Raw genomic sequence first — 23792 nt, 5'->3', positions numbered from 1 at the left:
CCTTTTACCTACAAAATCTGACCATGGTTCATTCTAGCTGAACCGCGGTCCGTTTGTGCTAAGACTTAGCGCAGCGTGTGCATATGTTTGGCCAATAAATCAAATTTAGCAACCAAGCAAACGAAACAAACCATGTGTGCACGCAAGACTAATCACATTGATAAGGTTACAAATAACATTGGTCCGGTCAACCGCCGTGCAGCACTGGCCCAGCTCTCAGCATTAGCGGGCATTGCCGCCTGGCCAGGGCAGGCTGTAATTGCACAGGACCAGCAAAACGATATTAAGCAGTCTGCCACTACGAAGCGAGTTAGAAAAATTGCGACGGAAGAAGCATTCATGATACCCGAAGTCGCCCTCGCAATACGCAATCTTGTGCAAAAAGGCGGGTCCAATCTGGATTATAAATTGCTGACTACGGTGTTTGATAGTCCCGCCGCGACAGTTGCCCAAGGCCCGACAAACGTACCGCCTCCGGTTTCCAACCGCGATGCCGGAGCGCGGTTACTGCTTCCTAACCTGCTGGATCTGGATCAAGGGCGCCTGGCTAGTATGGATGCTTCCGGCGTAGACATGCAGGTGCTTTCTTTAAGCTTACCTGGTGTCCAGCTTTTTGAAGCGGACCAGGCTGTTGCCCTTGCCCAGCTTTCCAATGACCAGCTAAGTGAGGCCATTCGGCGCCATCCAGCACGTTTTGCAGGGCTTGCCTGTTTTGCACCTCAGGATCCGAAACAAGCCGCCAGGGAAATGGAGCGATCCATAAATTCGCTTAAATTGAATGGTTTCCTGGTCAATTCGCATACAGGAAACGGGTATCTGGATGAGCAACGTTTCTGGCCTATCCTGGAAGCTGCCGAAGCTTTGGGCGCACCGCTTTACATCCACCCCCGGGCCCCGTCTGATGGTATGGCAGCGCCATTTCAGGATTACCGACTGGAAGGAGCAATCTGGGGATACGGTATTGAAGCTGGCACGCATGCGTTGCGTTTAATGCTTAGCGGCGTATTGGATCGGTTCCCAAAACTACAAATTGTACTGGGGCATATGGGTGAGGCCTTACCTTTCTGGCTATGGCGGCTTGACTTCATGGGCGCGCCGGGCGCACGCGCCGGTCGGGGTAATCAGCTTAAACCCAGCGAATATTTTAAACGTAATTTTTCAATAACCACAAGCGGGGTTGAAGATCCCCTCGCCCTTCGATTCTGCATCGATAAGCTGGGAATTGATTCCGTCATGTGGGCAATCGATTATCCTTTTCAACCCACAGCACCGGCCGTTGCATTTATAGAATCTGCACCTCTGTCCGATCAGGAGCGGGTAAAAGTAGCGCATAGCAACGCAGAGCGGATCTTTGGGATTAAAATTTGACGGCAAGCCATTCAGCAATATGTTTTAACGTCCTAGTGCCAGCCCTATGCCAATGTTTGTTCTAAACCCAAAAGAAGTTTGATTACTTTTCAATTGGTCTTTGTAATTGTAGGAAGTGTTCAAGTCCAGGTAGCCGCGCCGAAATACCCGAAGCTGAAAACCAACCAGCGGTCCTGCCTGGATGATGTTTGTTTCGCTCATTAAGTCCCCACCTGGAATAGCCCAGCCACTATGCTTGCCTTTATAATAGTTATACTCGGCGTGCAAGCCGGCATACCAGCCTGAAAGTCCGTTCCCGCCTTTGCCATTAAGCTGCTGGCGTTTTTGCAAAAAATAATATCTGGGTTGAACGGAAAGAATTACGATTTTTTCCCTGGAATATACATTGGCATAAGGATAGACCTTCATAATGGCGCGATCTTCACTGTCATAGCCTATCATCACTTCGTGGTCATATCTAAGATTATTGAATCCATTATTCATGGCTGCATCCAGCTGCACGTTGATAGTCCAGGGCGAGGTTTTGATCTTTCGCTCGAAGGCCACGCCTGCCCTGATCCTGTTTAAGTAATAGCCAACTGTGAGCTCCGGAAGCCTGATCTTCCACTGCTGGCCCTGGAATTCATCACAAAGTAAGATGTCACAGAAAGGTGCGGTCGTTGATTTCTTCCAATCGCCAATGGCAAACCCAAAGCTGGCTTGTGTTGAAAATTGCAACCCCGTCAATGGGCCGTACCAGTAATAATCAAATACGGACTTGAACATCGCCAGTGAAAAGTCCATAAAGCCGTGGTTCAGAAAACGTCTCTGAAAGCCCAGTTTGATGCCTGCTTTTGGGTCATCCGCAGATGTTCCCGGCATGTTATAAAAAAGGGCAACATAATTCCCGCTAAAATTATTCGCGCTTTTCCCGGTTTTGATCCTTCGGCGCATATCTAAAAACCAGCGGAGCTGCGCATCCATCACCGTATTTTGCAACGACTCTTTCACCGGCGTCCGAACCCCATAAAGAGGGAAATGGCCTGATAATGCCAGCGAAAACGCCGGAAGGAATTTAATCTCATAGCCAAGATGGAGGGACAAGTTATTCAAGGTCTTATCGTCTGTTAATGGGTATGGCACTGCCTGGTAATATTGTGACAAACCTAATTTAAACATATGACGGGTGGGCACCTTGGTCATAAACACGTTCTCATACCGGTCAATAAACCTTTGCTGGATTAATGTATCGATGGGCTCTTCACTAAATTTTACCGCCGGATCAACCTGACTATACGCAGGGCGCAAACTAAGCAAAAGACAAAAAACTAAAATGCACCTTCCCATGTAAACCGTTCTGTTATTTGATTGTCAGTTTCTCTTAAGGCAAAGAGGCATGAGATTGCATTAATGGTTGTATGAAGGAGAAATTTATTCTCAATGTTGGATTAAGTTCGTAACTTAAGGGCATTGCTGATGGAATATATAGCATTACATCTTGCGGAGATTTTGTGTAGCTTTGATTACCGTAAGATGAAACTGCCGACAGCTTTTTGATTTAATGCGCTGCCCGATATTGTACCCTAATTACTTTTTACCGAAATACTTCGCGCATGCTCAATGACGAAAAAACAATCTACCTGGTCGATGACGACGACGATGACCGGATGATTATCAGCCAGGCTGTCCATCAGCTGATGGGCAACGTGAATATCATCGAATTCAGTAGTGGTTTCGAATTCCTGGATCGCGTTTTGGGCCAGCAGCCATCGCAACAGACTTTGGTACTCATGGATATTAATATGCCCCGCGTTAGCGGCCTGGAAGTGATAACGGCAATGCGTTTAGACCCATCGTGCAAACATCTTCCGATCCTGGCCATATCAACAGCGACAGACCCCGGGCTGATTGACAAGTTGATTGCAAGCGGTGCGTCGGGATATTTTGAAAAGCCTGCTTCGTTTGAGCAGGTCACCCAATTGGCCAATGATATCAATGATTTCTACGTCAGCCATTACCGCTAGCACTTGCTTCTGTGAGTAAAATCACACAATTTGGTTATGATTTGCCATTTGCCGAAGCGGCAGCATAATTACAATGCTTGTTCCCTTTCCTACCTCAGATTTCGCTTGGATCGTACCGTAGTGCCCCGCTATGATCTGTTTACATAAGGCTAGGCCCAGCCCCGGACCAGGAGTGCCCATGTTAAGCTTATTTAAAAGACCGAACACATATTCATTGAACCTATTATCAAAACCAGCACCGTTGTCAGCAAACTCGATCTTGACATGATCGGTATATCTGTACTTTGCTGAATGGTTCTGATATGCATTTTCTTCTGAGACGATGGCAGTGACCCGGATTGCCAATTTGCGGTCAGAGGCCTTGTTTTCAACCGCATTTTTTAACAGCTCAATAAAGACCCGCTTGATCTGCACCGCCCTGCCATCAAACTCTGGCAAATCCCCGATGTTAATGTCATAATCAAAAGGGCCGTGCTTTTTAGTAAGCTCTGCACTGGCCTGTTGGATAAGCGCACCGGGATTGAGCAAAGTTACCGGGTCGTCGGAAACGGAATTTTGTACAAAGTCTAGCAGCGAGCCCGTTAAGAACTTTAAGCGCAGGATAGAGCGCTTGATTATTTCAACTTGACTGTGTTCGCCTGCGTTTTGTGGAATACCCTCTTTACGTAGGAATGTATCGAAGAAAAGACTGATTTTGCGGATAGGCTCCTGCATGTCGTGCATGAATACCTTGCCCATTTGCAGATATTCCCGGCTTCGCTCGGCGAGGATGGATATTTTTCGATCCAGGTTAAATTGATTGGATTCGAGCTCGTCTTTCAGCCGGTTCAACATAGCATTCTCATCCAACGCCTTTTGTTGCGCACGGTTAACTTCCAAGAGTTGGTTTTCATACTTCTGTCGCTCCCAGACCGGCGTGTACACACAAATGTAACAGGGCTCCCCGTTTTCAGTGATGGATTTGGCATTGGCCATCATCGGGATTGAGCTCCCATCATTAGCCCGGAGTGACAGGAATATCTCACTTACCTGCCCCTTCAATTTAAGCAATGGAAAAAAATGGGTTTGGTGGAATATGCGGCTGGAAATGGTCATGACCACTTCCACGCTTTTCCCCTGGACGTCTTCTACCTGGAAACCCAGCACCGAGCATAGGGTCCTGTTAATGAATGTGACCATTCCTGTCTCGGTAAAAATCACACAGCCGCAAGGCAAATCCTGTAATATGTTTTCTGCTTGTTGCAATCAAAATCAAGTTAGTGCGAAAGGAATTCCTGCATGAGCTTAATAGTTTCTTTCGGTGCACTCAGGTGCGGACAATGCCCTGTGGCTTGCATGAGCTTATATACGCTCCCACTCATCTGACGGTGCAAGTACTCTCCTACCTGGACAGGCGCAATAATATCTTCTGAGCACTGCAAAATCAGCACCGGGTGCACTACCTTGGCCAGGTCCCTTCGGTTGTCAGATAAAAAAGTGACCTGGGCGAACTGTTTGGCAATGATGGGGTCGGTTGAACAAAAGCTTTCTGTTAACTCAGCCCCCAGCTCAGGCCGGCTGCCGTTTTGCATGATGGCGGGCGCAAGGAAATTTGCCCAACCAATGTAATTTCTCTCCATGGTCACCAAAAGCTCTTCTATGTCCGCTTGTTTAAACCCACCGGTGTACTGGTCGTCGTCAATGTACCTGGCAGACGGGCCGATCAAAACAAGGCTGTCAAACAGTTCAGGTTCTTTGATTGATGCCAGCACGCCAACCATACTGCTTACTGAATGACCAATGAAAACGCAGTTTTTCAAAGCCAGCTCATGGCAAATGTCTATCACATCCTGTGCATAACCATTTAAGCTGTCATAACGCTCGTGATTATAAGCACTGATATCTGAGCCGCCACTGCCGACATAATCAAAGAGGACAATTTTATAATCTTTTTCGAATGCCGGCCATATGTAGCGCCACATGTGTTGCCCGCATCCGAAGCCATGAGCAAAGACCATCGGCTGTGTGCCGTTGCCGAACACTTTTACATTATTTCGTTTCTTGATGTCCATATCGGGATGTAAACCCAAATATAGCCTATTACCGCGAACAAAGGGGCTAACCCATATCAGATGAAGATTATACTCCCCACTTTAACAGGTACGGTATTTGTTAAAATAAATCAATTATGGCAGAATGGTCGACGAGCTGATCTTTGACACCCAGTCCCGGAAAGTGTTGTATATCATTGTGGACCTTGACGATAATGAAAAGGGGATGATCACAGCTGCAACCGAATCTCAGATCCGAAATACCTTCACTGGCCTTGCCGCTGCGGTTGCATCGGGCGCGGTAACTTATGAGAGCCATCCGGATGGATTTTACAACCACGAGCGTTTGATGACACGCGGTTTTATGGTTCCAGGGTTGCATCCAGTGATCAACGTATCCCTGGCATTGAAGATGACATTGAAAGAGCCAAAAAGGAAGCTCGGACTGGCGGGGGTGAAGATGAAACTAACGCCGGTAATTAACTATATTCAAAAAACTAATGCCCCAGTCTGCAAGCAGACTGGGGCATTTTACACGATCTGTACTTCCGGGCTTACAAATTTTTGAAAGATGCCTCATACATCTGCGCAAGAACCGCAGGATTTGTGATCTGGCTGTGTGTGGAGGTTGCAAAAACAGCGACCTGCACTTTTCCGAAGTCGACAATCATCGCTTCACAATTATTTTCCGCTCCTTTCTTCCAATAATAAATACTCTTCTTACCTGCGATACTGCCGTCAAAACCAAGCAGTTTTGATTTCATTTGGTTCAATTTATCGAAACTGATTACCCTGAACTGCGCCACCGCCGATTGTAATTTGGCAAACTGCTCAGCGCTCATATACAAGCCTGTAACCCCACAATCCACAAGGTGCATTTCTTTTTGAGTTCCCGGCTCGCTGCCGTTCTTAGTCGGGTAACCCATGTTTGCAGCTGAGGAAAGGATCGTACCTTTTTCATTCCATCCACGCCAGTCGATCACTGTTGAATGGTCCAATCCGGCTGCTTTAAATACGTTGGTTCTCACATAAGCACGATACTGCTCACCATATTCGATGAAGTTGTTATTGGTGGATTCCAGCTTAACTAATTTACTGGTATTGCCCTGATTAGCCAGTTTTTTAGCTTCAAGATAAGGTAGGATAATACCCAGCAGCAGATAATTGACATCATTGTTTTCAATATCTTTTGCATCAAAAACCTTCTTGTTGACCACTCCCGTTACAGTCTCGGAAAGTTTGTGATAATCATGGTAATTGATTAATCCGGTCCGGTGTGCGAGAAGCCTTTCAAAAGTAAGCGTTTTGAATTCTTTGCTCGGCTTCCAATATTTAGGAAGGTAAGGCCAAACTGCCGATTCAAGGGGCACATTGTATTTTTGAAGTGCGTGGATCATCGCTACCGCCGTAACATACTGCGTAACGCTGGATATCTCTTGTTTAACAATCGCACTGTGTAGCAGCATGGGCGTATCCACATGCTTGCGGGCAAAACCGTCGCCTCCGTTTGTTGCATAGTAAGGAACGCCATCGTTGTAAATTGTATAGCCAAAACCAGCCACAAGCGGCTCCATGTAAGCTTCGATTTTCAGCGCAAATTCATGTTGATCAAACTTTGTAGGGACACCAAATTTTGCTGAACGTGTCGAATCCAGATCCTTTTCGGTTGTTACCTGCTCGGACAAAAGCTGGTCTTCACGGCAGCTCGTGGATAGCACGGAAGACAATAGGACAAAGCAAAATGTAATTGATTTCAAAAACTGATTTTTCATTTTAATTGGATAAATAGTTGAGTAAACTGATTGTAAATGGGCATGCGTCTTCTGTTGCGCGTCCGCTGAGGACACGCGCATTGCGTTTTTCATTTTGAGAAAATTATGGTGTGGAAAAAATAAATTAAAGCTTTAAAAGACCGGGCTACATCACAGGTTCGGCACTTTTGACTTTGCTGGCGAGGTATTTTTTGGCTTCCTCTGCATTGTCCAGCCAGGGAAAAATCGCGGGCGGATGATTGAAACCGTTGACAAAGTCAGAAGCGATTTCGGGGTTCTGTGTAGCTGCGCCCAGTATTTCAACCACGTGCGGCTGCGCGGGAGCCAGAAATATGTCGGAGAACCGGTTCACGTATTTGGAATAATCCCAAAAACTTTCAAAAGTTTCATTCATCCAGGCAACATCAAAAGGTTTGTCGCCTCTGGCAATGATCGCTTTGGCATAAACGTTGGCCATTTTGGATGCATTGTTGCCGCCCTGGCCCACGATAGGATCATTTAAAATAACGGTATCTCCAACCCCAAGCACAGCTGCAGTAGAGTTGAGCTGAACCACCGGCTTGCGTACAACCGGGGTGAATGCTCCTTTTAAAAACGCATTGTCGGCAATCACCTCCGCATTGGCAAAGGCCGGGTAACGCCAGGGCATGAGCGTCCGGATCATTTCTTTGGCTTTTGCAAGCAGTTCACTGGCTGTGGTCGCGTCATCGAATACGTCCATCGGACCGCCCGGAATGCTTTCGATCAGGATAAAGGCGCATTGGATATCGTCTTTTTGATAAAATGGTGCAGTGATGATCTCGCCGCCGCCCATCAATGCATCCAAAGTAATGGAAGTGAATTTGGTTTTATCGGTCTGTTCAAAATCATTGATATGCAGCTGTACAAGCTTTCGGGCTGGCTTTTCGTGCGTCGAACGCTCCTCGTCTTTTGTAAACAGCCGGGCCAGCGGACCTTTGCCGGAGGATACGATCACCAGATCAAACTCGGCCGTGCAGGCAAGCAGATCAGAAGGCGTGGTGTCGCTGACGATGAATTTACCACCCAGTTTTTCAAAAAGCTTGATCCATTGATAGAACTTCAAACGCTGATCAATGGATGCACCCGGCTTGCTGGTGCGTGACTTGATACCAAATGCAAAGTTACCGTCGGGTTTGCCGAAGTTGATATTGAAACCCGTGGAATGATAAGCGGTATCACTCCAGAAATCAAGTCCTAGCTCGCGTTCCAGTTGCAATGAGTCGTGAAAAAGATAGGTAGCACCCGTCGGCTGGCCGTTAAAAATCTCTTCGGCAGAACGTTCTGAAATGATCGTCACGTCGTATCCGCTTTTTACAAGTCTGATCGCCAGGTGTAATCCCGACTGCCCTGCTCCCATGATTGCTATCTTTCTCATTTGATCCGTGTTTTATATTTCGTTTTGACAGTGACAAAGGTAATGCGGCGGGCAGGGGTCAAATCGTAAGAAGTCCTTAAAAAGTATAAAAAAATATAAAAATTGAACCTATGCAATTTGATGATAAAACCTGAAAGTTACCTTTGCAGGACTTTGAAATACACCGTTTTAAGAGATAAAAGGCCGCTGCTATGACAAACATCCAGGAATACCGGATCATCGACGACTTGCACAAAGAATTGAACAAATCCCTGGTTCGGGCAATCGATTCTGTCACTGGAAAACCGGTGATTTTGAAGGTCGTCCCTTTTAATGGTGTACCCGACCAGGCTTGTCAGGAGATTGAACGGGAATTCGCATTAGGGAGTGGATTTATATTCAGCCGCATACTGAATTATTGTCGGATAAAGCGGCCTGAAAATTACCTGGTGCTTGAAATGGACCATTTCGAAGGCGTCAGTCTGAAATCGTATCTGGTGGAAAACCGGCTTTCCACTGCCTCAGCTTTGACAGTCGCCATTTCTTTAACAAAAATCATTGAAGAGCTGCAATATCACGGCATTGCGCATCCGGACCTGAGACCGGCCCATTTCCTGATCAATCCCAAAACCCTCGAAACACGGCTGGCGGATCTGAGCTATGCCGTTTTGGGCGACGAGCTCAATGATGCTCCCCATGCAAACACTTCACTTGCCGCATTGCAATATATGTCGCCGGAACAAAGCGGGCTAATGGACATTCCGGTCGATTTCCGGTCTGATTATTACCATTTGGGAGTAATGTTGTACCAGCTTTTTGCCGGCGTCCTGCCATTTGAAAATGCCGATCCCAATGAGCTGGTGCATGCGCACATGGCGCGCAGGGCCGCCAGTCCGTCGGATATGGATGCTTCGGTTCCGGCTGTGATTTCAGACATTATTCTAAAATTATTATCGAAAAAACCGTCGGAACGGTACCAAACGACCAGCGGGATCAGGTATGATCTTGCGGCTAGCCAGGCTCTTTTGCAAAAGCATAGCGATGCATTGCCATTCCAGATTGGCGGGCACGATGTCGCGGGTGGGTTCGATCTTGCCGGAAAACTATATGGCAGGGATCAGGAACTTGAATTGCTGCTGGCGGCTTTCGGGCGCATCGGCGACCGCAATGAAATGGTGCTTGTTTCGGGTAATTCAGGTATCGGCAAATCTTCGCTGATTCAGGCATTACAGAGCCGGGTGGAAGCAGAAGACGTCCTGTTTATAACCGGAAAGTTTGACCAATATGTGCAAAACATTCCTTTTGAGGCCATTATTCAGGCTTTTAAAGAGCTAATTTGTAAAATATCGCATGGAGACCGGGCTTACTGGAAGGCTCAGATACTGGATGCAGTTGGCCAGTTTGGGCGGATTATTATTGATGTAATTCCGGAACTCGAAAAGATCATTGGTAGCCAGCCGATCGTAGAGGCTTTAACGCCGATCGAGGCGCAAAACCGTTTTGTGAATGTGTTCACCCAGTTTATCAATGTTTTTACAAAAAAGCAGCATCCCCTGGTCATTTTCCTGGATGATCTCCATTGGGCTGATCCTTCCAGCCTGCGTTTTCTGAGCCGGGTTACCTATTCTGTGGAGGGCTCCAACCTGCTGATCATCGGCACATACCGCGATAATGAACTGACGGAAAACCACCCGCTGAGCATTGCCTTGAAAGACATGGACGCGGCTGAATCCAGTTTGTCTCAACTCACGTTATATCCCTTGCAATCCGCAGACATTACCGAGCTCGTTTCGGATACCTTTTCCTGCCCGCCGATGGTCGCCGCTCCTCTGGCAGACATTGTGCTCACCCGCACCCTTGGCAACCCGTTTTTTGTTTCCGAAACGATCAAAGATCTGGTCTCCAATGGGCTGGTCACTTACAGCAGTCAGCACCGCAAATGGATATGGGAGCAACAAGCGGTAGCAGGTTATGCATTATCGGGAACATCCCAGCAGTTGCTCACCGCGAAGATCAACAACCTCCGGGAACCTGCCCGTCAGGCATTGGTCACGGCATCGTGCATTGGCTCTGATTTCGATCTGGTCATGCTTTCGGCATTGAACGACAAGACGCCGCAGGAAACGGCCGAGGATTTGCGCGAAGCGTTAACTGAAAACCTGCTGCGCCTGTCAGCGGACCGGGAAAATGCAAATCAATTCTTAGCCGCAAAGCGCTACCACTTTGTCCATGACCAGGTGCAACAGGCAGCATATAACCTCCTTTCGGCGGAATCGAGGGACGAAATGCATGTCAATATCGGCTACTTTTTACTTGAAAGGCTTTCGCCGGCAGAGCGGCACGACCAGCTGTTTGAAATCGTCAACCACCTCAATCACCATCAAAAGAATTTTTCCCAATCAGAGGAACGCTACAAAATCGCCGGGCTGAATCTGGACGCAGGAAAAAAAGCGAGGTCTTCGGCCGCCTACTCGGTTGCGATGGCCTATTTCCGGATCGGCAAAGAACTGCTGATCCATCAGGATTGGATCCATGAATATCAGTTGGCATTTGACCTGCACCTGCATTTTGCGGAAAGTGCCTACCTGGCTGGCGACCCCGCAAAATGTATGGAAGTTTCCACCGACGGATTGCTTCACGCAAAAAATACAGCCGATAAAATTGAGCTACACCACATTCAGATCCAAAGTCTGATCTCTAATGAAATGCCCGGCGACGCGATTTCACTTTCTTTGAAAGTCTTGAATGAACTGGGTATCACCTTCCCTTCCAAAGTCGGGGATTTGCACATTCTGACTGCCTATTTGAAATCCAAATGGCTGATGCGCGGCAAAAAGATCGAAGACCTTGAAGATCTACCCGAAATGATGGATCCGGATAAGCTGGCTGCCATGCGGATCTTGCAGAATATTACAGCCACTGTTTTTACAGTCATTTCCGAGCTTTATCCTTTGATGGTGCTCAAAATGGTAGAGCTATCGCTTAAATATGGCATTGCCCCGGAATCTGCAATCACTTTCGCGACTTACGGGGCCATCGTCAACGCTATCGAAACCAACCACCCGGCCGGTTACCGGTATGGAAATGTGGCGTTGAAACTGGCAGACAAAACGGAGAATTCGGCGGCAAAAGCACGTACGCTTCTGGTTTACAACATTGTCAACCGGTCGTCGGGCCAGCATATCAATGATGCGCTCGAGCCACTTCGGCAGTCTTACCAAACCGGGATCGAAATGGGCGACGTGGAATATTGCTCCTATGCATCAAGCGCTTATAGTTTTCATTTGCTGCTTTCAGGCAAAAACCTGCATTGGGTAAAACATGAAATGCTGCGTTATAAAATGCTACCCAAATCCCTTTCTAAGGGCGCCGTTTCGCACCGCAATGAACCGTTGATCCAGATCGCATCGAACCTGTTGGGCGAGAACGCGGACCCAGTTATTTTAACAGGGGACTATTTCGATGAAGGTGACGCATTCTCCGGCATTTATGGCTTACAAGACAAGTCCAGAATGTTTGCCTGCTTTGCTTACAAGATGGTTTTGGCATATCTGTCCGGCGAGCTGAAGAAAGGATTGGCGCATGCACAACATACCAATCCGTATGCAGCAAACATGCGGGGAACGCCATTTGAGTCGCTTTTTTCATTCTTTTTCGGGCTGCTGAATGTGGCTGTTTACAGGTCGGGGCAACGACGTGCCTCCTATTTGAAAACAGCGGCCAAACATTGTGACAAACTCAGGAAGTTTTCGCAGCAGGTCCCGATCAATTTTGAACAGCGGCTGTATTTATTAGAGGCAGAAATCTTTGCGGCAAAAGGAAATAGCCAGCAAGCCACTGCGTACTATGACAAAGCGATTAAAGCTTCCAATCAAAACGGGCACCCGCATGAAGCGGCGCTTGCCAATGAGCTTTGCGGTAGATATTGGCACGAAAAAGGCCAGCAAAAAATGGCGCTGACTTACCTAAGCGCGGCATTGGACGGTTACAAAGAATGGGGTTGTGTATTGAAGGAGCAACAGTTACTGGCCGATTTCCCCGAAATCTCACAGGCTAATTCCGATCTGGCTGCAATACCTGCTTCTAAAAATGCAACAGGCGAAAGCATTGTTTCCACACTGGATCTGGCTACGCTCATGAAAGCCTCGACTGCGATTTCAAGCGAGGTGGTTTTTAGCAGGTTAATGGAAAAACTCATGCAGTTTGCCATTGAAAACGCGGGTGCGCAATCGGGTTACTTTGTCCTGGACTGGGGCGGCGAACTATACATTGAAGCCCGGCGATCTGTGATCGATGAAGTCAGCGACATTCGCAAGCTGCGCCTATCCGATTCCAACGAAGTTCCTGCCAGCATTATCGAGCATGTTTTTCAAACCAAATCAGATGTTGTCTTGCACGACGCGCTTGCCAGCGATGCATTTAAGAATGATCCGGTCATTTCAAAAAGAGAAATTCGATCCGCATTATGCATTCCGGCCTTGAATCAGGGGAAGCTTGTGGGCGTGCTGTATCTTGAAAATAACCTCGCGACGGCTGTATTTACCAATGAACGCACGCAACTTTTGAAGTTGCTATCCGGGCAGATTGCCGTTTCCATTGAGAATGCGATTTTATATGAGAAACTGGAACAAAAAGTGGCTGTCAGAACCGCCGAAATTCAGGTCCAGAAAGAGGAAATTGAAAGACAAAAACTGTTGGTAGAGGAGAAATCCAGGTTCAAGGAGCAGTTTTTTGCGAATATGAGCCACGAGATCCGAACACCTATGACAGCGATTTTGGGGATGTCCGAACTGATTTTTGACACCCCACTCAATGAAAAGCAAACCGAATATGCAAAGGGAATCCGGTATTCCTCCGAAAACCTGCTCGCCATTATCAACGATATATTAGACTACTCCAAAATCGAGGCGGGCAAATTTTCATTTGCCAATAAACCATTTCAAGTCCGCGACCGGATGAACCGGCTGGGCTATATCCTGAGAGTGATTGCGGAGGAAAAAGGACTCAAACTAGAAATCAATGTCGACGATGATGTAAGCCCGCAATTGATCGGAGACCCCATCCGGTTGCACCAGATTTTACTTAACCTGGCAGGTAATGCGGTGAAGTTTACCGACAATGGGGCTGTGTCGATCAGGGTAAGTGTAGTAACCCGCGACCATGAGAATGAGGAGCTGCTTTTTGAAGTGACGGATACCGGCATCGGCATTGCGCAGGACAAGCTGGCTTACATTTTTGAAACCTTCACCCGCATTGACGATGATTTGAACACCAAGCAATCGGGAACAGGCTTGGGTTTGTTTATTGCCAAAAAGCTGGTGGAAGAACAGGGCGGCAGCATGCAGGTCAATAGCAAGATAGGAACAGGAACAAAGTTCAGTTTTAATCTGACTTTCGAAATCTGTAACCCCGGCGAGCATGTTGAAGATGAAGACAACGAAAAAACCCTTTCGGGCGTAAATATTCTGCTGGTTGAAGACAACCTGTTCAATCAGGTGGTGGCGGAGGAAACTTTGAAAAAAATCATCCAGAATGTGCGGGTCACCATTGCGGATAATGGAGCCATCGCACTGGAAAAACTTGACGAAGCCAGTTTTGATATCATTTTAATGGATGTGAAAATGCCGGTTATGGATGGATACAAGGCCACGCAGGCGATCCGTGGGAGAGAAAAAGACAAAAATACCCCCATCCTTGCGTTCACTTCCAACGCCAATCCGGCGGAGGCGCAGAAGTGCCGGAATGCGGGTATGGACGATTATATTACCAAACCCATTGAAGCCAAAAAACTGAAATATAAGATCAGGAAGTTGCTGGAAGCGTCAAAGCACCTGGAACAAACTTCTTAATGCCTGCAATTTCAGTTATCAGGAAATTGCATTTGCCAGAATTGATGAAAGCTGTGGGTAAAATCGCTGATCAGGAAGGCGATTGAGCCTGTTTCACCATTGTCAACCCTTTCTTCCATCTCCCTCAGCTGTTCGGCAAGATCATTGACCCCAACGTAGCTAAACTGGCTTTTCAAACTGTGGAAAGTAATCGAAAGCTCTTCCCAATCCTCGTTTGCACAAAGGCCGGGCAATGCTTTAACCTGACTTGGGACTTGTATTTTAAAGATTGACACGAAGTGACCAACGAGCTTTTCGTCGCCTGACATCAGGCTTTTCAACAGCGACAGATCCATCATCCGGCCACACTTTGTTTATATACCAGCTTGTATCCCTCTCCATGCAGATTCAGGATCTCGACAGAAGTATCAGGTTTCAGGAATTTGCGAAGCTTGCTGACATACACATTGAGACTATATCCCCGGTAATGCTCCTCATCGCCCCAAATTCCCATCATTGCCGCGTCCCGGGTCAGGACTTTGTTTTGATTTTCGCAGAACAATTTCAGCAATTTGGATTCTATGGAAGTGAGCTTGATCCTTTTGCCGGCAACGGTAAGTTCCCGGAGTTCCAGATCAAATTTGGAGTGGCCCCACTGATATTGATCTATTACAATTGCTTTTTCCTGTACTTTCACCCTTTTCAAAATGGCGCGGATCCGGAGGTAGAGCTCTTCCATACTGAATGGTTTTGTGAGATAATCGTCCGCACCAAGGGTCAGTCCTTTGATCTTGTCCTCTTTTAGCGATTGCCCTGTCAGGAAAATAATCGGGGTCGTTTCATTCAGTTCCTTGATCTCCTCCGCCAGCGTGAAACCGTCCTTTTTTGGCATTTTAATGTCCAGAACGCAGAGGTCAAACGCATGCAGCTTAAAAGCATCGAGCCCGGCCTGTCCATCGTGCTTCAGCATGACTTTACAACCTTTCATTTCGAGATACTCTTTGGTCAATTCGCTATACTGAACCTCGTCGTCGATCAGTAACAAGCTCGGGATTTCCATTGTGTTGAGTTTAGTGCAAACAGTAATATTCAAAGCTTCAAAACTAGGATATTATTACTGCCGTACTCCGCTTTTTTCCGATTTCTTATTAAATGGTTTGGTTTCCCAAATCCTGATTAAATCCAAACTACGGCGTATGCTTCCGCAATGTACCCGTGCATTGCAGTAACTTGCTTATCAGTTAGTTAGACGCAATTCTGAGTGCAGGCATTTTTATACTTTTTTATAGTTTTTAGCATTTATTTCAATTTGCGCGACCATGCATCCAATACTTTTGTCAGCATCAAAAAAGTTTAAACAACTCAATCAAAACACCTTTATGAAATCTCAATTTTCTGTAAAAACAGCTATTAAAAATGCGGGATTATTTACCTGCATTGCGTTCATGTCCGCTTGCAGCTCAAACAATGACGAGCCCGAAATCCCGGCACCTTCTGTTAACTTTACCGAAGTTAAAGGCAGCGGAGATATCACTGCACAAATAGCATCTTTCAGGAGCTTACTTGGAGACCAGCTGAACACAACGCCAGGCCAGACTACCGGGCGCCGCGAGATTAACTGGGATGCAGTGCCTGACAATCAGACCAATACAGACAATTTCCCGGGCGACTTTTTTAATAGTACTGATCCTGCTGTTGCAGCTGGAAGAAAACGTGGAGCGATTTTCTCTACTCCTGGAAATGGACTACGGATTAGCGATAAAAATTTCAGTGATCTGGTTTCAAATTACAAAGACCAGTTCAATGCGTTTAGTCCCGCACGTACATTCGCTGCCACGGGAAGTAACAAAATGGATGTGACATTCAAAGTTCCGGGGACAGCAACGGCGGCTTTTGTCAAAGGATTTGGCGTCGTATTGTCAGATGTCGACAAAGCAAATTCTACCACTTTGGAATTTTTCGAGGGTGATAAAAGCCTAGGAAAGTTTGCTGCACCCATCAGAAAAGACGACAAAGGCTTTTCTTTTTTAGGAGCTGTTTTCCCTGATAGTAAAATTACCAAAGTCACCATTACTTCCGGTTCATCCGCGATCAGTAATAAATATGCCGATAATGCCGAGAATGATCTGGTTGTGATGGATGACTTCTTTTACAGCGAACCATCAGCAGTGCAGTAGTATATTGATTCCAATTGGTGGTGAAAGCAGCACACCTGATAAGAAATATTTATTGCGAACTTAGATTTTGCAATTAGACTTTACCCATATTCTTTTGTATTGTTGCCAAGAAGTCATTTGCCTTCAAAAGATTAACCAAACCCTGATTGCAATTACTATGGCGCCAATATACAGAAGAGAATTCTTATCCAAAATATCGCTGGCAACCGTTGCCATTTCCATCCCGCAATTTGGCTTTCTGCAATCCGGCAGAGGGGAAGAATTTGTTGAAACTGAAACAACCCTCGGAAAAATAAAAGGCGCCCGAAATGATGGAGTCAATGTATTCAAGGGCATTCCGTATGGCGGTAAAGTTTCTGGTGACAGACGATTCCGTCGTCCGGCGCCACTGGCAAAATGGACCGGCGTTCGGGATGCGCTTGAATTTGGTGCGCCTGCCATTCAATCGCCTCGCCGGAATGAGCCTACGCCTTCCGAGGACTGCCTTTTTTTGAACGTGTGGACGCCGGCCAATGATAACAAAAAGCGTCCGGTCATGTTTTACAGTCACGGCGGTGGTTTTGTGATTGGCTCGGGTGCCTCAGCCGGGCAGGACGGCGGTAATCTGGCGCGCAACTTTGATGTCGTTGTTGTGCAAACCAATCACCGCCTGGGTTTGCTGGGATTTTTGTATCTGGATGAACTTGGAGGTGAGCAATATGCCGGGTCTCGGAACATGGGGGTTCTGGACATTGCAGCCGGGTTGAAATGGGTGCATGAAAATATTGCTCAATTCGGCGGCGATCCCAACAATGTCATGATATTTGGCGAGTCCGGTGGCGGCGCTAAAACTTCCTGCCTGTACGCCATGCCGGAAGCTGCTCCTTACTTCAACAAAGCATCCATTGAAAGTGGGCCTGGCGTGCGGATGCTGTCCAAAGAAACCGCCGCAAAAACGACAGCAATGCTTTTGAAAGAACTAAACATTTCTCGCAACAACTGGAAAAAATTACTGGAAGTGCCAACCGCCGACTTACTGGCGATGCAAGCCAAACTGCCTTTTGTCCCGCCATTTCAGGAAAGAAACAGCAAAAGAGGCACAATGCAGGGCCGGTTGGGTGGATTTGGGCCGGTTGTTGACGGGATCGTGCTGCCTACTCATCCGTTTGATCCGGGTGCTCCTGCGATTTCAAAGGATAAGCCTCTTTTGGTTGGCTGGAATGAAGATGAATACACCTTCTTTGCGTGGGAACGCAAAGATACCGAATCATTTAAAATGGATTTTGACGGTTTGCAAAAGAAGCTTGAACCGCAATATGGGCAAGACACACAAACGGTGATCGAAGCCTACCGGAAAGCCAGCCCTGATGCAACCGCGCCAGACATTTTCGTGGCCATTTCCTCCATTACCATGATGGGCCTGGGCTCTATCGACATTGCAGAAAAGAAGACGAAACAGAACGGCGCGCCGGTTTATCTTTACAATTTTGGCTATAAATCCGAGAAAAAAATTCCGGGAACAGACTATGCCATGGGCACGCCGCATGCAATGGATATTTCTTTTAAATTCAACAATGAGATCCCGCCCAGGGACGGCTCTGCACCCAAGGAAAGTTTCTTCGGCGGCAACCGGCCCGAACGCTTCGTTGCTTCTCACCATTTTGCCGAACTTTGGACAACATTCGCCAGAACAGGCAAACCTGCGGCTAAGGATGTGCCCGCGTGGCCAGCTTATAACCTGAAAGACAGGCCAATGATGCGGATTGCTGACAAATGCGAGGTCATTAACGACAGATATTCCACAGAGCTGGCAATGTGGCGATCCATTGGTAAATTGTAGTGTGTTATAGCAATAGTGTCACGTAATTTTAGAGCATTAACTTACCTCTAACACTGTAACCTTATCCAATTGAAACTAGACACCTATTTATATGCTCCGTGAAATCGATAAATTTTTCTACAATCAGCCTGAACCGATAAACAGTTGCCTCACTCACGGTCAACCTGCACTCATCCGTGGCTTACAACTACACTCTTTCATAACAAATCCATAACCTGAGGGTAATAACGCGTTGTCCATCAGCATTGCGCTCTTTGCCAATGGACCAGATTTTAAAATCCCTTCTTGTAAAATTCACATTATCTTAACACTTATCGCGTAGTGACGTAACACTGCGAAACTAATTTTGCGCCCTTAATGGGCGTTTTTTTGTGTTTAAATCGTGAGAAGTCAAAGCGCCCATCTTGTAAAAATTAAATTTATAATCATTTTATGAAAAAACTACTTTTACCCATTGTTCCTGTGGTGATTGCTGGTTCTTTGGTTTTCAGTGCGTTTAGCCCCACAAGGGCGGCCACGCCAATGCACCATGAATCTAACATTGACGCCGGGACGCAGGCACCGAAAATCCGGGTGACGGGCCGTGTGCTTGACGACAACGGAGATCCGTTGCTGGGTGTTACGGTCATTGAAAAAGGGAACAACAGTCATGGCGCTGTGACAGATGTGAACGGGGAGTTCGTTATCGAGGCTGCCGTGGGTTCTACGCTAGTGTTTTCATTTGTCGGTTTCCTTGCGCATGAGGTGGTGATTTCGGACGAAAAGCCGTTGAATATCCAGTTGAAGCAGGATGCCATGATGCTGGACGAGGTGGTGGCTGTGGGTTATCAGACACTCCGGAAAAGTGATCTGACAGGCGCGGTTTCGAGCGTAAAAGCAAAGGAATTGAACCTGACAACGCCGACTGTGGGACAGGCCCTGGTTGGAAAAGTGGCAGGTGTACAAATTTCACAGGTTAGCGGCGCCCCCTATGTTGGCACGAAGATCCGGGTTCGGGGCGTTGGCTCCATCAATGCCAGCTCTGATCCACTTTATGTGATTGATGGTTATCCCGCTGGTAATGATGTTTTTATCAATCCAAATGACATTGAATCGATTGATATTTTGAAAGACGCCGCATCCGCAGCCATCTACGGATCGCGCGCAGCTGGCGGTGTGGTTTTGATTACTACCAAACGCGGTAAGGAAGGAAAAGGAAAACTGGAATACGACTACCAGTTCGGGGTGCATCAGCTGGCTAAAAAGGTGGATATGCTCAATTCATCAGAGTTTGCCCAATTGCTGATCGATGGCCGTAATAACACTTACCGCGACCTGATGGTGAGCGGTGGCAAGCCATGGAACGATGCCATGTTTTCGGACGACAACGCAACCCGGATTAAAAACCTGGGCGGCAGCGCCGGGTCAGTGAGTATCCCGAATGAGATTTATGATTTTGCCAGCCAGCGGCTGATCACGCCTAAATATAACACCGACTGGCAAGATGAGCTTTACCGCAATGCGCCTGTAAGCCGTCATAACATCAGTTTCAGCGGCGGTCAAAAAGGCCTTCGCTACGCCATTAGCGGAGGGCATCTTACCCAGCAAGGCATCATCCTGAGCACGAAGCAGGAACGCACCAACTTCCGGGCGAACATTGATGCAGATGTGAACAAGAAGCTGAAAGTCGGTGCAAATCTGGCTTACACGTATAATACGAACCGCGAGGTGCAGGAAGGCCGTTTTAACCAGGGCCCGATTCTGGGAGCTCTGGTTTATATGCCGATTTTTAAAGCTTATAACGAAGATGGCTCGCTTGCTAAGAACGAAGCGGCTGCGGCGAGCGCGGGTTTTGGTTTACAATCCATTGAAAATCCCGTGGCATTAGCCACAGAAACGCACATCAACAGAGCTGGCCAGCGCGGGACTTACAATGGTTTTGCGACATTTGAGATCATAAAAGACCTGAATTTCAAAGTAAACCTTGGTTTGCAGACTTATAATGAGAAGTACGAATACTACTTGCCAACCAGCCTGAGCAGCGGCGCTAACCCGCCAGGATCACCGCAGGCCATTGCGGCGGCGAATTCGGTGGCACGGACGGTGAGCTTCATGGACAAGCTTGCTGAATTTACCCTTAATTATAAAAAGACCTGGGGCAAGCACAATTTCGACGGGTTGGTAGGTTATACAGCACAGCAAAACAACCGTGATGTGATCTCGGTTACCGCGCGCGGATTCCAAAATGACCGGATCGAGGAAATCACCGGAAAAGGCGCAGATGCCATTTATTTCGGACTCAACTCGGGCAATCCGGAAGGCGACGGAACCGGCAAAACCAACTGGACGCTGCTCTCCTATCTGGCGCGTGCGGTTTACAATTTTGATAACAAATATTACCTGACCGCATCTTTCCGGACGGATGGATCATCGCGTTTCGGCCCAAATAATCGCTGGGGAAGCTTCCCGTCCGTTTCGGCAGGCTGGAATATTTCAAATGAACCGTTTTACAATGACCTCCTGGGCAAAGCTTCTACAATGAAATTGCGCGCGAGCTGGGGATTGAGCGGGAATAATAATATTGGTAATTATAATTTTTTGCAAACGATGGCTGCCCCTGGGGGTGTGGTTTTCGGGAACGGATCGGTTAATACCGCATTGTGGGCCGAAGGGATTAAGGATCAAAATCTGGGTTGGGAGTCTACTTCGCAATATAATGTTGGGCTGGACCTGGGATTGTTTGAAGACAGGCTTTCCATCATTGCCAACTATTATCTGAGCCGTTCTTACAATTTGCTCTTTAACCAGCCGCTTTCAGCGATTTCGGGCTCCTCAACAATTTTGACAAACCTGAAAAATTCGAAAGTGCAGAATACCGGATTCGATATCCAGGCAGATGCACGCGTTATTTCGAAACGCGATTTCAACCTGAACATCAGTGGTAATTTTTCGGTAAACCGTAACAAAGTCCTGGATATGGGTGGTGCCAACACGATCCTGTCGACGGGTGCGGAGCGTTCATACATTACGCACATTACCCAGCAGGGACAGCCGATTGGTATGTTTTATGGATTCAAGGTAAAAGGCATGGTTCGTGAATCGGATATGGAAAACCTGGCGGCGGATAATGTTGCTTATAATGCATCCACGCAGAAATTCCCGGCCGGTTATGTGTTAAAAGGCCCTGCGCGTTCAACCGCTTCCACGAACCCGCTCCGTCCTGGTGATCTTTATTTTGAGGATATCAATGGTGATGGTGTTGTGAATGATACTGATAAACAAGTGATCGGCACACCGCACCCCAAATTCACGTACGGATTTGCCATTTCGGCCAGCTACAAAAATTTCGATTTCAGCTCGTCATTCAACGGCATTTACGGCAACCAGGTGCTGGACGGTCAGGATTATTACATTTTCAATATGGAAGGCTCGGGCAACCAGTATTCCAAAGTGCTCAACCGTTACCGCTCCGAAGCTGAGCCGGGAGACGGCAAAATTTATCGCGCTGCACGTGGAGGCACGCAAAGCAACAGCACGCGGCTCTCGACATTCTATCTGCAAGATGGTTCATTCCTGAGATGTACGAACCTGACATTGGCCTATAATTTCCCACAGATCGCCCAGATTAGCAAAAATGCGATCAGCAATCTCCGGATCTACGTGGGCGTAGATAATGCATTTACATTAACCAAATATCTTGGCTACAACCCTGAGGTCGATTATAACAACGGTTCCAACCTGACGCCGGGTGTTGATTATGGTAAATATCCACTGGCCCGCGCCTACAACATTGGCGCACGCATCACTTTTTAATTAAGCAGCTATGTTTGACAAAAAATATAAATTAACCCATATCATTACTGCGTTCGCGCTTTGCGTGCTCAGTTCTTGCTCCACCGATTTTATTGATCTGGAAGACCCTAATGCGGTGTCCAATGCATCATTTTACCAGTCGCCCGGCGAGGTGGAAGCCGCAGTGAACGGCATATATCAGTCATTGCGCAACGGAAACGGAATCGGGGAAACGAGTGCGCTTTACAGCGAGGAGCGCTCGGACAATACAGGCAGGAACGATAACCAGTCCAATGCGGGTGAGCCGTTCCAGTTCAATGATTTTTCACTTTTGCCCAGCAATACTTACCTGAAAAGCCACTGGCTGGCACTATATCAGACCATTACCCGCTCGAACCAGGTTTTGGAAGGGATAGAAAAGGTAAATTTTGCGGATAATGATTTGAAAGATAAATACAAGGCGGAAGCCAAATTCATGCGTGCGCTGATTTACTTCCATCTTGTACGCAGATGGGGCGATGTGCCTTTGATCACCAGACCATTGACCTTTGCCGAGGTGCAGGCAAACACCTTTCGGGAGAAGCAGGATGTGGTTTACCAGCAAATTGTCACAGATTTAACCGACGCCGTAAACAGCACTTTGCCTGATGTGCAAACAACTGCGACCAAAGGAAAAGTGACCAAAGCGGCGGCGAATGCATTGCTCGGACAAGTTTACCTGACGATGGCAACTACGCTGGACGCAGCGAACCGGACGGAGAATCTGAACAAAGCGAAAAGCCATCTAACAGCTTGTTATGAACTTCGCACCTTTGGAACATTAAAAGAGATTCCTTATGCCGATGTTTTTGATGTGGCTAAAAAATCCACGGTTCCTGAGATTATTTTCCAGGTGGTCAACAAACAGGGCGACATTAATTTTTCTTCGGCAATCGCGCGAAACAACCAGGCAAAAGGTGAGACGATCAACTCACTGATAAACTCAACCGGCGCGGGCGGCAATGTTACGCCAGATCTTGTGCTGGACTACGAAGAAGCGGACGTGAGAAAGGATTATAACATTAAGTTTGCAAACGACCCGATCGTGCGTGACTATTTTATCACCAAATTCCGCGACGCCAGTCCAGCCGCAACAAACCAGGGTTTTGGTGGAAATGACTGGATATTGATCCGTTATGCAGATGTAATTTTAATGTTGGCGGAAGTCAATATGCATCTTGGCTATGAACCGGCAGCCATTGGTTTTCTGAATCAGGTAAGGGAGCGCGCCGGCCTGCCATTGTATGCCGAATCGATCCGTAATACAACTTACCGGACTAAATACCCTACGCTAAAACTCGCAATCCTGCACGAGCGCCGCGCCGAGCTTGCGTTTGAGAACCACCGCTGGTTTGATTTGCTACGTTTCTTCTCAACAGATGAGCTTGTAGCCTATTTCAAGGCAAAAAGCCAGGACAATTTCGGTCTTGCCAAACTATCGAATTTTGGCCCAAAAGACCGCTACTACCCTATTCCGTTTGATGAATACAAATTGGATCCGACGAAAATGTATCAAAATCCCGGATATTGAACCAAGTAAATTTCCCTTCATTTTAATACGTTTCAGTTTAGCCGGGCAGTAATGTCCGGCTAACTATCTATCTGACCGA

At 47.2% G+C, this 23792-nt stretch carries 15 protein-coding genes; 8 read left to right on the top strand and 7 right to left on the bottom strand.

Features of this window, described 5'->3' with window-relative positions:
- The first annotated feature begins 132 nt into the window (after positions 1 to 132).
- Positions 133 to 1368: an amidohydrolase family protein gene (locus NFI81_RS03245; RefSeq protein WP_234614253.1), complete on the top strand. Its 1236-nt coding sequence runs from the start codon at positions 133 to 135 to the stop codon at positions 1366 to 1368.
- Between the two features lie 24 nt (positions 1369 to 1392).
- On the opposite strand, the gene NFI81_RS03240 is transcribed toward NFI81_RS03245, so the two are convergent.
- Positions 1393 to 2664 carry a hypothetical protein gene (locus NFI81_RS03240; protein ID WP_234614254.1) on the bottom strand — a complete coding sequence of 424 codons (1272 nt, stop codon included), beginning with the start codon at positions 2662 to 2664 and terminating at the stop codon, positions 1393 to 1395.
- 296 nt (positions 2665 to 2960) lie between these two features.
- Between NFI81_RS03240 and NFI81_RS03235 the strand changes: the two genes are divergently transcribed.
- The gene (locus NFI81_RS03235; RefSeq protein WP_234614255.1) at positions 2961 to 3371 is read left to right on the top strand and encodes a response regulator; all 411 of its coding nucleotides are present in this window, start codon (positions 2961 to 2963) and stop codon (positions 3369 to 3371) included.
- A 21-nt stretch (positions 3372 to 3392) separates the two neighbouring features.
- On the opposite strand, the gene NFI81_RS03230 is transcribed toward NFI81_RS03235, so the two are convergent.
- On the bottom strand, positions 3393 to 4616 hold the full coding sequence (locus tag NFI81_RS03230) for a PAS domain-containing sensor histidine kinase (protein ID WP_234614256.1): 1224 nt from the start codon (positions 4614 to 4616) through the stop codon (positions 3393 to 3395).
- Positions 4617 to 4627: 11 nt separating this feature from the next.
- Positions 4628 to 5422, bottom strand: a complete 795-nt coding sequence (locus NFI81_RS03225; protein WP_234614257.1) for an alpha/beta fold hydrolase — start codon at positions 5420 to 5422, stop codon at positions 4628 to 4630.
- Between the two features lie 124 nt (positions 5423 to 5546).
- Between NFI81_RS03225 and NFI81_RS03220 the strand changes: the two genes are divergently transcribed.
- A complete protein-coding gene (locus tag NFI81_RS03220) occupies positions 5547 to 5969 on the top strand; it encodes a hypothetical protein (RefSeq protein ID WP_234614260.1) in 423 nt (140 codons plus the stop codon).
- Here the strand turns inward: NFI81_RS03220 and NFI81_RS03215 are convergent.
- Together NFI81_RS03215 and NFI81_RS03210 are read right to left on the bottom strand one after the other, a co-directional pair.
- A complete protein-coding gene (locus NFI81_RS03215; protein WP_234614262.1) occupies positions 5956 to 7173 on the bottom strand; it encodes a serine hydrolase domain-containing protein in 1218 nt (405 codons plus the stop codon). The genes NFI81_RS03220 and NFI81_RS03215 overlap by 14 nt on opposite strands.
- A 145-nt stretch (positions 7174 to 7318) precedes the next feature.
- Entirely contained in the window at positions 7319 to 8569 is a 1251-nt protein-coding gene (locus tag NFI81_RS03210) for a styrene monooxygenase/indole monooxygenase family protein (RefSeq protein WP_234614263.1), read from the bottom strand.
- A 191-nt stretch (positions 8570 to 8760) separates the two neighbouring features.
- Between NFI81_RS03210 and NFI81_RS03205 the strand changes: the two genes are divergently transcribed.
- Positions 8761 to 14397 carry a hybrid sensor histidine kinase/response regulator gene (locus tag NFI81_RS03205; RefSeq protein WP_234614264.1) on the top strand — a complete coding sequence of 1879 codons (5637 nt, stop codon included), beginning with the start codon at positions 8761 to 8763 and terminating at the stop codon, positions 14395 to 14397.
- Between the two features lie 11 nt (positions 14398 to 14408).
- Here NFI81_RS03205 and NFI81_RS03200 read toward each other — a convergent pair whose 3' ends face one another.
- Positions 14409 to 14735 (bottom strand): Hpt domain-containing protein, encoded by a 327-nt coding sequence (locus tag NFI81_RS03200; protein WP_234614266.1) that lies wholly within the window; start codon positions 14733 to 14735, stop codon positions 14409 to 14411.
- On the bottom strand, positions 14732 to 15436 hold the full coding sequence (locus tag NFI81_RS03195) for a response regulator transcription factor (protein ID WP_234614269.1): 705 nt from the start codon (positions 15434 to 15436) through the stop codon (positions 14732 to 14734). Before NFI81_RS03195 ends, NFI81_RS03200 begins: the two co-directional genes overlap by 4 nt.
- A gap of 319 nt (positions 15437 to 15755) precedes the next feature.
- On the opposite strand from NFI81_RS03195, the gene NFI81_RS03190 reads away from it, so the two are divergent.
- The 4 genes from NFI81_RS03190 to NFI81_RS03175 all read left to right on the top strand — a co-directional run bounded on the left by NFI81_RS03190 (position 15756) and on the right by NFI81_RS03175 (position 23713).
- Positions 15756 to 16553, top strand: a complete 798-nt coding sequence (locus tag NFI81_RS03190) for a hypothetical protein (RefSeq protein WP_234614270.1) — start codon at positions 15756 to 15758, stop codon at positions 16551 to 16553.
- Positions 16554 to 16710: 157 nt separating this feature from the next.
- A complete protein-coding gene (locus NFI81_RS03185; RefSeq protein ID WP_234614273.1) occupies positions 16711 to 18372 on the top strand; it encodes a carboxylesterase/lipase family protein in 1662 nt (553 codons plus the stop codon).
- A 432-nt stretch (positions 18373 to 18804) separates the two neighbouring features.
- Positions 18805 to 22164, top strand: coding sequence for a SusC/RagA family TonB-linked outer membrane protein (locus tag NFI81_RS03180; RefSeq protein ID WP_234614274.1), 3360 nt, complete (start codon positions 18805 to 18807; stop codon positions 22162 to 22164).
- 10 nt (positions 22165 to 22174) lie between these two features.
- Entirely contained in the window at positions 22175 to 23713 is a 1539-nt protein-coding gene (locus NFI81_RS03175) for a RagB/SusD family nutrient uptake outer membrane protein (protein ID WP_234614276.1), read from the top strand.
- Positions 23714 to 23792 lie beyond the last annotated feature (79 nt).

The sequence above is a fragment of the Dyadobacter fanqingshengii genome, from assembly GCF_023822005.2.
Taxonomy (GTDB): Bacteria; Bacteroidota; Bacteroidia; order Cytophagales; family Spirosomataceae; genus Dyadobacter; species Dyadobacter fanqingshengii.
Note: the sequence above shows the minus strand (reverse complement) of the source record. Positions and strands in the feature narration are given on the sequence as shown.